This is a genomic window from Salinimicrobium terrae DSM 17865 (genome assembly GCF_000424665.1).
Classification (GTDB): domain Bacteria; phylum Bacteroidota; class Bacteroidia; order Flavobacteriales; family Flavobacteriaceae; genus Salinimicrobium; species Salinimicrobium terrae.
This window is the reverse complement of record NZ_KE384221.1, coordinates 208,623-224,634: the sequence shown is the minus strand read 5'-3', so window position 1 is coordinate 224,634 and position 16,012 is coordinate 208,623. Positions and strand designations below refer to the sequence as shown.

General features: G+C 41.5%; 6 protein-coding genes. 5 read left to right on the top strand and 1 reads right to left on the bottom strand.

Annotated elements, in window-relative coordinates:
• Positions 1-14 precede the first annotated feature (14 nt).
• Together H148_RS0113230 and apaG are read left to right on the top strand one after the other, a co-directional pair.
• Positions 15-980: a DUF3667 domain-containing protein gene (locus tag H148_RS0113230; protein WP_245583428.1), complete on the top strand. Its 966-nt coding sequence runs from the start codon at positions 15-17 to the stop codon at positions 978-980.
• Between the two features lies 1 nt (position 981).
• Positions 982-1,368 (top strand): Co2+/Mg2+ efflux protein ApaG, encoded by a 387-nt coding sequence (gene apaG / locus H148_RS0113225; RefSeq protein WP_029035224.1) that lies wholly within the window; start codon positions 982-984, stop codon positions 1,366-1,368.
• 317 nt (positions 1,369-1,685) lie between these two features.
• Here the strand turns inward: apaG and H148_RS0113220 are convergent, their stop codons facing one another.
• On the bottom strand, positions 1,686-2,390 hold the full coding sequence (locus H148_RS0113220) for an NRDE family protein (protein WP_029035223.1): 705 nt from the start codon (positions 2,388-2,390) through the stop codon (positions 1,686-1,688).
• 141 nt (positions 2,391-2,531) lie between these two features.
• Between H148_RS0113220 and pruA the strand changes: the two genes are divergently transcribed.
• The 3 genes from pruA to H148_RS18685 form a co-directional block, all read left to right on the top strand.
• On the top strand, positions 2,532-4,157 hold the full coding sequence (gene pruA, locus H148_RS0113210; RefSeq protein ID WP_029035222.1) for an L-glutamate gamma-semialdehyde dehydrogenase: 1,626 nt from the start codon (positions 2,532-2,534) through the stop codon (positions 4,155-4,157).
• 285 nt (positions 4,158-4,442) lie between these two features.
• Positions 4,443-15,032, top strand: a complete 10,590-nt coding sequence (locus tag H148_RS0113205) for an Ig-like domain-containing protein (RefSeq protein WP_029035221.1) — start codon at positions 4,443-4,445, stop codon at positions 15,030-15,032.
• A gap of 152 nt (positions 15,033-15,184) precedes the next feature.
• On the top strand, positions 15,185-16,012 hold an 828-nt coding region (locus H148_RS18685), incomplete at its 3' end, for a hypothetical protein (RefSeq protein WP_037325231.1).

Here is a 16,012-nt window from a genome sequence, read left to right as displayed (position 1 = left end):
CAAATTGTAGCCAGTTGAACAGTACTAAAAAATTGGCTTTTAATGACTTTTTCAATGAATTCTTTGCAGGAATTTTTGCTTATGATTCGCGATTTTACAGGACACTAGGTGTCCTTCTTTTCAAACCTGGAAAAATCTCAAAAGATTACATTGAAGGAAAGAGGGTAAGGTATGCTAATCCCTATAGATTCTATTTGAGTGCTTCTATTATTTTTTTCCTGCTCTGGAGTCTTACCCCAGAGGTGGAGCCATCTATTGAGCTAGACAGTGAAGCCACACGGGAACAACAAACTAACACCGATTCTATTGCTGCTGTTGTCAGAAAGGAAAATCCGGAAATTTCTTTTTTGTTACCACAGGCTGACACATTAAAAGAAGCTGCCACTACCCATTTTTACATGCCTGAAAACGCTCTGGATACTATGGGTTTCTTTAAATCCTTTTCTACCCGGTACCAGGTTTTTTCAGATCATTACGAAAAGACAGAGACAAGAAATCCACAAGTGGCATTAGACAGTTTGAACTATTCTAAATCGCGGTATAATCAATGGTACTACAAAAAAGTTGTAGATATCGAGATGTTTGGCTCAGACTCAGATCTTTTTTGGAACTACTTTTATAGCAAATTACCTTTTATTATTTTCTTTTACCTTCCGGTTTTTGCCCTGTTTATTTGGCTCCTATACCTGCGACGCCCCTTTACCTATATGGAGCATCTTATTTTTGCCTTTCATAACCAGACTACCTGGTTTGTGCTTTTTGGACTGGCAATTGGGTTAAACTCCATTTTTAATAATACTCTACCTTCCTGGATAGCAACCTTCATCTTCTGTTTTTATCTCTACAAAGCATTTAGAAAATTTTATGGCCAGGGAAGAGTTAAAACGCTTTTAAAGTTTATCATTATCAACATAATATTCTTTATTTTAGCTTTTATAGCTGCCGTATTTTCTGTACTGGCATCTTTTGCGATCTACTAGGATGATTCAACAAATTACCAGAGGCATTAAGATCTCTATAGAAACAAATTTTGAAGGGACTTTCTATAAGAACTACAGAGTCCACTTTGCCTTTGGCTATCAAATAACTATTGAGAACCAGAGCAAAGACTCAGTGCAACTCACTTCAAGGTTCTGGAAGATTAAAGATGCCTTAAACCGAACTGAAATTGTTGAAGGCGAAGGTGTTATTGGGAGAAAACCGGTTATTAAGCCCGGCGAATCCCACACCTACAAAAGTGGTTGTTTACTCACCTCACCGTTTGGGTCCATGAGTGGCTTTTACAGCATGGTCAACTTCACTTCTACCAGGAAATTTAAGGTGACAATTCCTTCTTTTAAGCTAAGTGCACCTTTTGCGCTAAATTAAATCAAATTTTTTACAAGCTCGGGTTGCCTGTTTAACCGAATCAAAATTTGATGCTTGTGATCTGGATTTTTTTATTTTTTGTTCTTATCCACTTGCCGATCTACACGAACCTCTTTAAAATGTTTCTTTTAAAATATCATTTTTGATACCTCTCATCAAGTATGATACCTGCCTAAATTCTGAATAATAGGCATTTGAAATACTTTGAATTCACAAAAATCATCATTTACAACTTTGTAGGTTTGAAACCGCACCACTTTCTTTCTGTCGCTTATATCCTAAAATTAAATATTTGAAATTTTGAAAAATAGCTCTCTCTAAAATGCCATTTTTGACACCTCATCTGTATTCAAATCTTTGTAGAAAAAACTCGTCTTTTCATCTGAATAAATTATTTGGGAAACGCTTCGGGTTTTGACAAATCCGCGGTCCATAATGACTCCGGCGTTCTTATCCCCTTTACCTGCGGAAAAATGAAAGTCTAAAAGAGCTTCCGGGGTTAATTCCTGCCCCTCTTTCAGGGTTTCAAACCAGTTTTCTCTCATTTTTTTCATTTCTTCAGAATACAAAGGACTCGAGGACCAAATATGCGGCTTAAGCGGTAATTTTTGAGAATGTTTTGTGCTTCCGTCCCAAACTAATTCAGCAAAAAAGAGATCTTGATGCCAGTCTGCCACAACAATTGTAAAAGGTTCGACTTCAGAAAGATCATAAGCTTCCGCAGCTTTGGTAAAACTTTCCGCAGCTAACAGATCCTTTACCACCACACCCCTGCTTTTACCATAAGGCAGCTTCCGAATATGCTTTTCAAATCCACCATTTAGCAGACAAATCACCCGCTTTTGTTCACTTATCCCCATCCAGGTTCCTCCAGCCAAAACATCCTTCGGAAATGCCATTTTTAAGCCCTCCATAAAATAGATCTTAGGTGGCAGAGTTTCGCGCCCGGGAGCCTCATCCCGATTTGAAGTAAGAACAAAAGAATTTTTATCTTTTAAAGGAGTGATTGTGACCGTACACATATTATGAAAAAATTAAGAATTATTATCTTTTAGCTGCTGATTTTGAGTAAAGTTCAGAAAAAATAGGGGTAAGTAAAATTCTTTTAATTTTTTTACCTTTACGACCATACATTTAGAAATCACAAAAATCTGATAAAAATTATGGGAAAAGGTGTATTCCAGGTACCGCAGGCAGTAAATGAACCAATTAAGTCATATGCTCCGGGAACCCCCGAAAGAGAGGCCGTTTTAAAGGCTTATAAAGAATTGTACAACAGCAAAATAGAGGTGCCACTTTATATAGGTAGCGAGGAGATCAAAACCGGCGATACTGCACCAATGAATCCGCCGCACGATCACCAGCATCACCTGGGCGATTACCACAAAGCTTCAAAAGAACATGTGGAAAAGGCTATAAAAGTAGCTATGGAAGCCCGTGAAAAATGGGCTAATCTTGAATGGGAACAGCGGGCTGCCGTCTTCCTCAAAGCTGCCGAGCTTATTGCAGGTCCTTACCGTTACAAGATCAATGCTGCCACGATGATTGGGCAGTCTAAAAATATTTTTCAGGCCGAGATTGATTCTGCTTGTGAACTCATAGATTTCCTTCGCTTCAATGTGGAATACATGACCCGCATTTATGAAGAACAGCCCGAATCGAGCTCCGATGCATGGAACAGGCTTGAATACCGGCCATTGGAAGGATTTGTTTACGCTGTGTCACCCTTTAACTTTACAGCCATTGCAGGTAACTTACCATCTGCCCCTGCACTAATGGGGAATGTTGGAATTTGGAAGCCAAGTGATTCCCAGGTTTATTCTGCCCAGGTGATCATGGAAGTCTTTAAGGAAGCAGGATTACCGGATGGCGTTATCAATATGGTCATGGGAGATCCAAAAATGATCTCGGATGTAATTCTGGAGAACAGGGATTTCGCCGGATTACATTTTACCGGAAGTACCACTGTTTTCAAGAACCTTTGGAAACAAATCGGAAACAACATCCACAATTACAGGTCATATCCAAGAATTGTTGGAGAAACCGGAGGGAAAGATTTCATTATTGCTCATCCAAGTGCGAGACCAAAACAAGTTGCTACGGCAATTTCCCGTGGAGCCTTTGAATTCCAGGGGCAAAAATGTAGCGCGGCTTCCAGGGTTTATATTCCTAAGAGCATGTGGGAAGAAGTTAAAGAATATGTCGTGGAAGATGTGAATTCCTTTAAAATGGGCTCTCCCGAAGATATGGGCAACTTTATTACGGCAGTGATCCACGAAGCTTCATTTGATAAACTGGCCAAATTCATAGATGCCGCCAAAAACGACAGTGATGCAGAAATCGTAGTGGGCGGAAATTACAATAAATCTAAAGGATGGTTCGTAGAACCAACAGTTATTCTGACTGATAATCCAAAGTACAGTACCATGTGTACAGAACTGTTTGGTCCTGTAGTTACTGTTTATCTTTATGAGGATGACCAATGGAATGAGACCCTTAAATTGGTTGATGATTCTGAATATGCGCTAACCGGAGCAATCCTTTCACAGGACCGTTATGCAGCTGCCGAAGCTACCAAAGCACTTCAAAATGCCGCCGGAAACTTCTATATCAACGATAAACCTACCGGAGCAGTTGTAGGGCAACAACCTTTTGGAGGAGCACGTGGAAGTGGAACTAACGACAAAGCTGGATCAATCCTGAATCTGTACCGATGGATTTCTCCACGAACAATTAAAGAAACCTTTGTAACACCGACAGACTACAGGTATCCTTTCCTGGGAGAATAAAAGAATTTAATATTAAACAATTTGAAGCCGCCGAAGATTAAATTTTCGGCGGTTTTTCTTTGTCTTTGTTTTTAGTTATCCCTGACTTTAATCCTACAAAAAAATTATAGTAATTTTCTTACACTTAGAAAGTTAAATATTATTTCATGAAGTTAATTTTTAATCTTTTAACGTTTTTCTGAACCTCTTAGCGAAACAGGTTAAAATTGTAGTTAATTCGCAGTACCTTAGATTGTTAAGACATTTCCCCGTGTCTTTACTCCCCCTCCCCAATATGCTGTGAATATGGTTAAAAAATTACTCTTAAAAGTTTTTACTTTTTGGGCTCTTATACTGACTTCTACTTTAGGATGGGGGCAATGTCCTACGTCTGTTAGTATTTCTGCCAGTCCTGGTACTACAATTTGTGCGGGTACTGACGTGACATTCACTGCTTCACCTAACGGTGGCACCAATTCTTCCTTTCAGTGGCAGTTAAACGGCACCGATGCCGCTACGGGTACAACATTTAGCAGCACTACCCTCAAGAATGGCGATAAAGTGAAGGTGATAATATCTTCAATTACTGAAGGTTATTCGGAATGTTCTACAACAAGCAATGAACTAACGATGACTGTTAATGCTGTTCAAACCCCGACCGTTTCTATAACCACGGCAAAAACTTCGATCTGCCCGGGAGAAAGTATTACTTTTAATGCATCCAATACCTACGGCGGAACCAGTCCTCAGTACGCATGGTATATAAATTCCAATAGTACTTTTGCAAAAAAGGGCGCCTCTGCTACTTTTTCTTCTTCCGATTTTATTGAAGGTAATAATACAGTTCGTGTCGTCCTCACCAGTAATTTCAATTGTGCAGAGCCAACCACTGCAGAAGCTACATCTGCCTCATTTCAATTAAAACCTGATGCAACCATTGGTACCCCGACTAATAAAGACCAATCCATTTGTATCAATAAACCTCTCCAAGATATTTCTTTTCCTATTGATGGTGGAGCAACAAATGCCACAGTTACTGGATTGCCACCAGGAATTTCAGGATCTTTAAGTGGCGGAAATTATATTTTGAGTGGGTCACCTACTACAAAAGGTACTTTTCCTTATATGGTGACAACGACAGGCACCTGTGCCCAAAAAACTGCAACCGGTACCATTACCGTTAATCCTGACGCCACCATTGCCTTAACTTCAGGAAACAATTCTCAGACAGTCTGTGCTGCCGGAGGAGTGACAAATGGCAGTATAAGTCCTATAACTTATTCAATTGGAGAAACCGGAACAGGAGCTGCAGTTACAGGTCTACCCCCGGGGATAACCGGGTCTTTTAATAATGGAGTTTTCACAATTGAGGGTTCAAGTACGGAGACAGGAACTCATAACTATTCCATCAAGGCTACGGGAACCTGTGGGGATTCTGCGCCTTTAACGGGAAGTATAACAATTACTGAAAATAAAGTTCCGTCAGTTTCCATAAGCAGTAGTGATGCGGATAATAATATTTGCGCGGGAACGCTGGTAACCTTTACAGCTACTCCTACTCACGGTGGCACTAACCCTATTTATCAATGGAAAGTTGATGGATCTAACGCGGGAACTAATAACTCAACCTTTACAACCACTGAATTAACAAACGGACAAATAGTCACTGTCGAAATGAGCAGTAGTGAAACCTGCATAACTACGGCAAAAGTTACCAGTAACTCCATAACTACAGTGGTGAATACAAATTTGACACCGGAAGTTACCATAGAAGCAAGTGACAGTGATATTTGTCCAAATGACTCAGTAACATTCACAGCTACTCCGGTGCATGGAGGAGCGAACCCTTCCTACCAGTGGAAAATAGGTAATACGAATGTTGGAACCAACAGCCCTACATTCACCACCACGACATTAACAGATGGACAGACTGTCTCAGTTATACTTTCCTCTAATGAAACCTGCCTGGCATCATCAACCGCAAGTAGTAGTACCCTCACAACAACAGTCCAGGCTCCCGCACCTTCCCCACCCGGTTCTATTACCGGACCTCAGGAGGTATGTGCCACTGCAAATGACCTGGTATACTCTGTAGCTACAGTCAATGATGCCGAAAGTTATACCTGGAGCTTTCCTGCTGGATGGTCCATAACCAACGGTCAGGGCACCCGAACAGCTACTTTTAGTGCTGCCTCAACTTCAGGAAATATTTCTGTAGCTGCGGTTAACACATGCGGAACAAGCGAAGCTACAACTTTAGCAGTTACCCCTGTGGACGGTGTACCTGCAACTCCGGGGCAAATTTCATCCAGCCTGCCGGCAGACAATTTGAATATCTGTCCTCCACTGGATAATTTAAAGTTTTGGATAACAGATACCGGCGCAGATAGCTATAATTGGATTCTTCCCTCTCCCGGATGGGAAATCGTTAGCGGAGCAGGGACAAATGAAATAACCGTCAGGGTTACCTCTGCTACTACAAATGGTTCTAAGGAAGTCAAAGTAGAAGCAGTAAATATCTGTGGTAACAGTACTCCTAGTATTTTTAGTGGGATAGTTGTAGACACTCACATCATCGCGAGTGTAGGAGAAGACCAGACGGTCTGTAAATCGGTGAATTCTATAACAATTAATGGTACCCGAAGCTTTGGAAGCGCCAACTTAACTACTGAATTTTTTAAGAGTGGTACGGGAACATTTTCCAATTTACCGGGTGGGAATAATAAAAGTGGGGATTTTGCCATTAACTATACTCCCAGTCAAGCAGATAAAGATGCAGGGCAGGTCAAAATAACTCTTACTGTTCCCGAACCTTCCGGAGGGAATAATACCGGAAATGATTGTGGAAATGCGATCGATGAAATGTTCATCCATTTTAAACCCGATGCTACAATTTCAGATCCAGTTAATAAGACTCAGGTCCTTTGTATAAATTCTCCTCTTGATCCAATTGTCTTCACTCTTGGAGGAACATTTTCAGGAGCTACGGTTACAGGTCTGCCTGCAGGAGTAACGGGAAACTTAAACAATAATACCTTTACGATTAGCGGAACTCCGTCTGTTGCAGGTACATTTGATTATACTGTCAATACTTCAGGCGATTGCACCCAAACTTCTGCAACCGGAACGCTCACTGTAGATCCATTAACCACAGTAATTGCAGGAGAGGCTGAAACAGATGTAGTTTGTCAATCTGCAACACCTGCTGCAGTAACATTAACAGGTGCAGGTTTTGGTGGCGGAGCGACTTCAGCTGCCTGGACCATAACTTCGGGTGGTGGTACACTTAGTAGTACAGATCAAACCGCAACTCCGCAGAATTTTACCTATACACCTGCAGCTAACTATACCGGGGAAGTGGTTCTTACATTAACTACCAATGCTCCCGGCACCTGTGCAGCCATTAGCGCAACCAGAACAATCACAGTCCAACCTGCTCCCACAATCCTTGCCGGATCAGCAACTACAGATATTGTTTGCCAGTCAGATTCTCCTACTCCCATTACTCTTTCCGGGGCAAGTATTGGAGGGGGAGCGACCGCTGCAGCCTGGTCCATTATTTCCGGTGGTGGTACGTTGAGCAGTACTGCTTTGTCCGAAAATCCGCAAGATGTGACTTATACACCGCCTGCCGGTTATACGGGAGAAGTCATTTTATCAATAATTTCAGATGCTCCCGGGGTTTGTTCTGCAGTTAATGATCAAAGAACAATCACCATACAACCTGCAGCCACGGTGGATGCCGGGGAAGCTGAAACAGATATCCTTTGTCAATCCTCAAACCCCAATGCCATTACCTTAACAGGTGCTGTTTTTGGAGGAGGTGCAACTACAGCTGCCTGGTCCATTAATTCTGGGCAAGGAACTTTAAGCAGCACCGATCAAACAACCACTCCTCAAAATGTCACTTTTACTCCTGCATCTGATTTTACAGGGGAAGTGGTTCTTGTATTAACAACAAATGCTCCGGGAACATGTGCCGCTGTGACGGACACCCGCACCATCACCGTAGAACCTGCAGCTATCGTGGAAGCAGGAGGAATTGAAGAAGGAGAAGAAGGTGCATGTCAATCGGCTACTCCGGGTGCTATCACTCTTTCCGGTGCAGGTTTAAGTGGTGGGGCAGTTACTGCTGCCTGGTCAATAACAGAAGGCGGAGGTAGTTTAAGCAGTACTACTCAAACTTCTCAACCGGAACTGGTAACCTATACCCCTGCTCCCAATTTCACCGGAATAGTGACTTTAACACTGACTTCGGCACCGGTAGGAAATTGTGCTGCCGTAAGCGATACTCGTAAAATTAAAATAAGTGAAGCTTTGACAGTAGAGGCGGGAGCAGATATTGACCTTTGTTCAGGATCAACAACGGCTCTCTCGGGCATATCGTTGGGTACGGGAGTGACATCCGCAAGATGGGAGATAATTTCCGGCCTTGGTGAATTGAGCAGCACAGCAGAGACTGCCAACCCCGAGACAGTAACCTTTACTGCTCCGAATCAATTCAATGGACAAACAATATTACGACTTACTTCCAATAATCCTGAAGGACTTTGTGAAGAAATTTTTGATGAGAGAATTATTAATATTCAGCAGGAAGTAACAATCACTACTCCTCCTGTGAACCTTGGTATCTGTTCTACCCAGAACGCAACATTTGAAGTAGTTGCTTCAGGGGATAATCTAACCTATCAATGGTTTTTTGAAGGAACAGCTATATCTAACGCTACAGATGCGAAATTAATTATTAACCAGGCCACCTCAGAAGATGCCGGGGCTTACACAGTAAGAATTACCGGGGAAGCCTCTTGCGGAGAGCCTCTTTTTTCAGAGCCTGCTACTTTAAATATTGATGAAGATATAATTATTGGAACACAACCTGTTGGTGGCAATTTCTGTGTTGGATCTACAGTCAATCTCTCTGTAGAAGCCCTGGCAGGAGGTGCCGAGCTAATTTACGAGTGGTTCAATTCGAATAATGAGAGTGTTGGCACAGGAGCTTCTATTGCACTCGAAAACGTTCAGACTTCCCACTCAGGAAGTTACTATGCCATTATCACGGGGCCTGCAGGTTTTACTTGCTCGACTGCAACCTCTGAGACTGTAAATATTAATATCAATCCAGCTCCGGTAATTACGGCAATTGGAGGAGCCATTGAAATATGCTCTGTAGGTGTAGAAATTAATATTACAGGGGGTGTAGAAGTTTCAAATCATTCTTCAATTACATGGTCTGTTCCGGAAGGAATGGGAACAATTTCAAATCCCACTTCGCTAACAAATGCTACCTATCTTCCAGATGGTGCAACCGGGACGGTACCTTTATCTCTCACCGTTCAGGGACTTGATGGCTGTTCGGAGATAACCGCAACAAAGAATATTAATATTATTCCTCAACCGGTAATTACTGAGTTTAGCTATATCTCTACTGCTAATACAGCAGTATCAGGAGAATTCTGTGAAACAGATTCTGCAACATATTTACCTCATACTGCCGGTGAAAATTTGGCAAATGGTACAGGAGCATTCTCTGTTGACAATGATGCTCTTACTGTCAATCCCACTACAGGTGCAGTTACTCCTAATGGTACTACACCAGGTGAATATATAATTACTTATACCTACTCTGTGACGTCCGAGCCAGCCGGATGTTCTATAGCCTCAAAAACATTTAAAGTAATTATAGGCGAAAAACCAATTGCAGACTTTTCCTATGAAAATACTCCTTTTTGTAGTGATGCCGGAAACCCTACACCTGTAATGGCCGAAAATGCTGTTATAGGGACCTTTTCTTCCACTGCAGGATTAATCTTTATAGATGTATCAACCGGTGAAATTGATATTACCGGAAGTACACCCGGCACATATACCGTAACTAATACTATTGCTGCTGCTGACGGTTGTGCTGAAGTTAAAGCTACTTCAACCGTAACTATAAATCAAAAACCTGCTGCTCCCGGAGTAACAGATCTAGCTTACTGTTTGAATGCAACCGGTGCACCCACACTAACCGCCTCCGCAGACACCGGAGCAATTTTAAATTGGTATAATAGCGCTGAAGGAGGCACTGGATCGACCACTGCGCCTGAGCCAAATGTTTCCACCGCAGGTTCAACCACATATTGGGTAAGTCAAACTTCTACTGCAGGTTGTGAAAGTGATCGTGCGCCAATAACGGTTACTATTAATCCTCTACCTGAAGTTTCAATAACAGTAGATGAAACCATAGTGATATCAGCTGACGGTAATCCGGTTATTTGTTATGGAAGCAGTATTGAACTATCAGGAAATGGAGCGACTTCATATAGCTGGAGTAGCAATACAGAAAATTTGGACTCAGGTCTTACCTTGATGGTTTCTCCAACTGTCACCACCACCTATAACGTCACGGGAACAGATGGAAATGGATGTAGCAGCACATCAGAAATCACTGTTGAAGTGGATCCCGTAACTTTTACCGGATCTCTGGAAGCCCCATCCCACGTTTGCATAGATAATCCTGCAGGAACCTTATCTCTAAATAGCCATATTGGAGAAATTACGAAGTGGGAATTTATGACTGAAGGTCAAAGCACCTGGAGTATCCTAAATATCGGGAGTGTTGAACCAACTCAGGCATTTTCAGGACTAACCGGCACTACTGTTTTTCGCGCAACTATCAAAAGTGGAGTTTGTGACCAAGCAACTATAGAACATACTGTGACCGTAGATCCTCTTCCGGAAGGAGGAACAGTAGCTTTTCAGGATCTTATTGCTGAAGATAATGACGGCACCTTCTTCATGATCTGTGAAGGTGCGACCTCCGGATATTTACCTCTTACGCTTTCAGAAAGCGTGGGAACAATTGTGGCGTGGAAGTACAGATCTGGTACCGGAACCTGGCAAACTGTAGGTGGGATCGATAACCCTTTTACTGGTAACATTCTTTCAGGAGATCAGATAAAGGCCCTGAATCTTTCTGAAAGCACTGTTTTCCGGGTAGAACTTGCCAGCGGAGCCTGTGTACCCAACGCTTTTTCAGAAACAGCAATCATTAGTGTGATCCCGACAGATATTAAACCTAGTCCGGTAACAGTAAGTGACAATGTAGTTTGTCTGGGTGATATGGTAACATTAAGTTCTGAAACAGGCTATAATGATGGCCTACCTACTGTGGAAGGAGGAGCTTTTGACAATGCCGGATTAAAGAACAACGGATGGAGATTTGGATTGGACGGGAATGATGCAAATTTCGAAACAAATGCTAATAATACTAATCAGGATTTTTGGTCCAGAGCTACCCCACACGACTTTAATACAGCCGATTATGACGGACCTAGTTACACGATGACTCCTCAACGATGGGATGCCGGAGTTGAAGACGGAAACAAAGGTTTTGCTTTAGTTTCAGGAGACCACACGGCCACCATGGAAACGAATACCTTCAGTATAGGATCTATGGATCAGGCAATTGTTACTTTTGATCAGGCCTACAACCTAACCCCGGGAGCTACTATCACCGTAGAAATTTCTAAAGATGGTGGTGCAACTTATGAAGAAGTTTTATTTACAATGAGTGGCAGTGCTAGCAGTGGCAGTTACAGCAGTTTCGGGACCGGAACTCCTAAAACACGTCCAAAAAATAAGATTGTTTTAGACCTTGGTAATTATTTAGGAGGAAATAATTTAAGAATAAAATTCACATTTGATGGAGCAAGAGACGGAGACTTATGGGCTGTAGATGCCGTAGAACTTCCAAAAGGCCCTATGAATGTCACAATTGAATGGAATGATTATACAGATCCTAATAATGTTGTTCCAATAGGCACAACGAATTCTGTTCAATATGCACCCAAACAAATAGGTCTCAATGTATTTGAAGTTAAAACTAAATTAGTCTTTGATTCAGCCGGTAATGCTTGTGATGTAGCAGAAAATTCAGAAAACATCGAAGTTTTTGTTTTCGACAAATATACTACCAGTGTTACAGCTGAATATGGTAGCTGTGGTGTTTTTAAAGCTCAGTTAACAGGTAAAATATTCAACTCAACCGGAACTGAGATTTCCACTACAAGTGAAGGAGAAATTTTCCCAACTCCTGACGGATATGTTGGTGAATGGTTGCTACCTGAAACAGGTGTCGAACTCATAGATCCTAATCCTGACGACAACATTCCGGCAAAAAATGATCCTTTTGCCAGCCTCGTAACAACTTCTACGGGAACCTTCGGAATATCTTGGATTTTGAAACCTACTGCCACAAATGAAGCGGGTGAATATTATATTAATCCTGAAGCCTGTCCTCCTGTGGTCACTCCATTTGAAGTAGTTATAACAGGTTGTATTGCTTTGGATTTTGATGGACAAAATGATCATATAGTGATTGATGACTCTTACTCTGACGTAGTGAGTTTCGAAGCCTGGATAAGACCTGAAGTTGCCGCAGGAACCATAATATCAGGACCGAACTTTCATATTACTACTCCTGCTACTGTCACTCCCAATACCAGATGGTATCATATTGCTGTAAGCGGCGGAAGACTATATTTAGATGGCATAGATAAAGGAGCTCTATCCTTAGGAACAGGCAGCGGCACTAAAACCGTGATTGGTGCGGAATTAATCAACGACGCAGCTGATAATTTCTTCCACGGCTGGATAGAAGAAGTACGTCTATGGACAAAGGAATTAGATACTACACAAATACGGTTTTTGATGAACCAGCGCCTTATTGCTAATGAAGCGCAAATGGGTGAGCAGATTCCTATGAATGTCCCGGGTGGATTAACATATTCCGACCTTGCAGGATATTACAGACTGATCTCTGCAGAGCCCGAACCTCTAGCTGAAAGTCCGGTTGTTTTTCTAAATGAAGATAAACCGAATAATGGAGTTACTCCGGATCGTGCAGAGAATAAAGTTCCGGGCAGATTGGTAAATATGGAAACTAACCAGCAAAACACTGCACCATTACCCTATTATTCCGCAAACGCCGGGACTTGGAGCACTGATGACACCTGGCTACGTCCGGATGTTTGGGATCCTCCCCATACCGGTGCTATCGAATGGAATATTGCCCGAACTTCTCATGATATAAATTCCGGCAGCAGAAACATATTTTTGTTGGGTCTGATTTCCGAAGCAAATACTTTAGATATGCAGGGGGAGAATCCACCAAACTGGACCTCCGGTGGAACCGGAAATGAATTATACATTTCGCACTATCTTTTACTGGACGGAATTATAGATTTAAATGGAGAGTCTCAACTTGTTCAACCAAATGGTAGTATTGTTGACCAAAGTACCGGTATAAATCCTGAAGTGACAGGCTATCTTGATCGTGATCAACAAGGAACAGCCAGCAGTTACAACTATAATTACTGGTCTTCTCCTGTCAGCTCGGGTACCGGCAATGCTCCATATTCTGTAGGAGCAGTAATGATGGACGGAACAGGTTCCACACCACAGCCTTTAAGTTTTGGTGCAGCCTATCACTACGCTGACGGAGGAGCCACTACACCACGAAAGGTAAGTGCGTATTGGCTTCACAAATTTCATGGCACAGCTAACAATTATTTTAAGTGGGAACATATTGGCAGTACAGGTACTTTAAATACTGGTGAAGGTTACAGCATGAAGGGAACCATTGGTCCTGCAGCTATTACCGAATCACAGAATTACACCTTTAGGGGACTGCCTAACAATGGAGAAATTTTAATGGTGAAAATGGAGGTTTCAGGTGAAGGTGAAAATTACCTCATCGGAAATCCTTACCCTTCTGCCTTAAATGCCGATGAATTTATATTGGATAATATGAAAGATGTTGCTAATGGTCGAAATTCTTCAAATATCTTTAATGGTACCATATATTTTTGGTCTCATTTCGCTAATAAAACTCATTATCTTCAAGAGTATATTGGAGGATACGCAGCTTATAATCTTTCGGGCGGAGTCAAGGCAGTAGCCATTGATGAAAGAATAAATGCCACGGATGACGAAGGAGGAAGAGAGCCCAGACAATTCATTCCTGTGGGACAAGGATTTTTTGTCAGTACTCAATTAGACCAGGAAATAGCAAATATTTATAATTTCACTATTCATGGTGGACAGGTAACATTCAAAAATAGTCAAAGGGAATACATCACTGAAGTGGATGCTAGTAGAGCTGTTTTTCATTCCCAGGAAAGAAAAGATGTAGTTACGGAAAATAATAATTCCTCAAAGGAACTAGAACAAAAACGCATCTGGTTAAAATTCAAGTCCCCAAAAGGTTATCACCGTCAAATCCTTGTCACTGCCAATCCAAATGCAACAGATAATTTTGACCTTGGATATGACGCACCCCTTATTGAAAACAACATTGAAGATATGTACTGGTATTTCAACAACTATGAGTTTGTAATCCAGGGAGTAAGTGATTTTAATATTGAGCGGGAACTTCAATTGGGAATCAAGGTAAAAGAAAAAGGAACCTTGGAAATCAGTATAGATAAATTGATGAATATAGCAGGTGATAAGGACATCTTCCTAAAGGACAGCCTTCTGAATGTTGTGCACGATCTAAGGAAGGAATCATATATTACAGAATCTGAAGAAGGTATATTTACAGATCGCTTTAAACTAGTCTTTCAAAATGAGGTAGGTATAGAGGAACCTCAAGATCCTGAAATAATAGACGAAGGGCATTTAGAGATCATTTATGTGAATGGCACCAGAAAAGTACTAGTAATAAATCCGGAATTAATTAAGGTGAGCCGAATTTACCTAAACAATATTTTGGGACAGCAAGTACATGTTTATTATAATATCCCGTTGCAAACAAGGGTGGAGCTACCGGTGAATCGTTTCAGTTCGGGAGTGTATATTCTAAAGTTACATACAGAACAGGGAATCATTACTAAAAAGGTGATTTTAGAATAACAATTCTTCAACCCAATTAAGTGCCTTATTAAAATTATCTTATAGTAATACCTTTCATCCTAATATATTGGTATTTCATCTATTAAAGAAAACTAAAAAGACATTTTCACTGTTGAATTTTTACTTTTACCTACTGATTCTAACGGTTTGGTATGAGGATAATCTTTACTCCTGTTAAAATTTTGGTTTTCTTCTTATTGGCCGGTTCCCCGGTTCTGGCTTCTTTTTGGTCCTATCCCATCGTGGGAACCTACAGCTATCCTCAGAAAAAAATGGATTCTCCCACTCCCTGGTTTGAATCGCCTAAAGGGATTTTTACTATAAATTTCACCGGAGGTAGCGAAAATCCGACAGTTACTGCACCGGCCAATGATCAGGAAAATACGGAAACGGGAAAATGTGAAGCGACCATCTCGATTCCTAATGTGACCTACACTGGGAACAACCTTACCTGGTCAATGAGTGGTGCTTCAACAGACTCGGGAACGGGGCAGGTAGGCACCCACGTCTTCTTAAAAGGAAAAACAACTATAGTCTTTACCGCCCATGGAGAAAATAATTCCACTGCACAGGATGTCATGGAGGTAACAGTTACCGATAATGAAGATCCGAAAATTACCCTCGGAAATGACATTTCGGACACCACAGATGCAGGACAATGTACAGCCTCTATCGCTATTCCAAATGCAGTTTTTAGCGACAACTGTTCGGGAGCAACTTTAAGCTGGACCATGACGGGAGCAACGTCGGGAAGTGCAAACGGACAGGTGGGCACAAAATCCTTCAATATCGGAACTACAGAAATTTCCTACACTGTCATCGATGCTGCAAATCGAACCATTTCACAATCTGTAAAAATAACTGTAACAGATAATGAAGATCCGAAAATTACCCTCGAAAATGACATCTCTGAAACTACAGATGTAGGACAATGTACAACCTCTATCGCTATTCCAAATGCTGTTTTTAGCGACAATTGT

What these genes read in the sequence shown, in the direction of transcription:
- H148_RS0113205 (WP_029035221.1), top strand. Translation starts at nt 4,443, where the DNA reads ATGGTTAAAAAATTACTCTTAAAAGTTTTTACTTTTTGGGCTCTTATA.
- H148_RS0113220 (WP_029035223.1), bottom strand. Translation starts at nt 2,390, where the DNA reads ATGTGTACGGTCACAATCACTCCTTTAAAAGATAAAAATTCTTTTGTT.
- pruA (WP_029035222.1), top strand. Translation starts at nt 2,532, where the DNA reads ATGGGAAAAGGTGTATTCCAGGTACCGCAGGCAGTAAATGAACCAATT.
- apaG (WP_029035224.1), top strand. Translation starts at nt 982, where the DNA reads ATGATTCAACAAATTACCAGAGGCATTAAGATCTCTATAGAAACAAAT.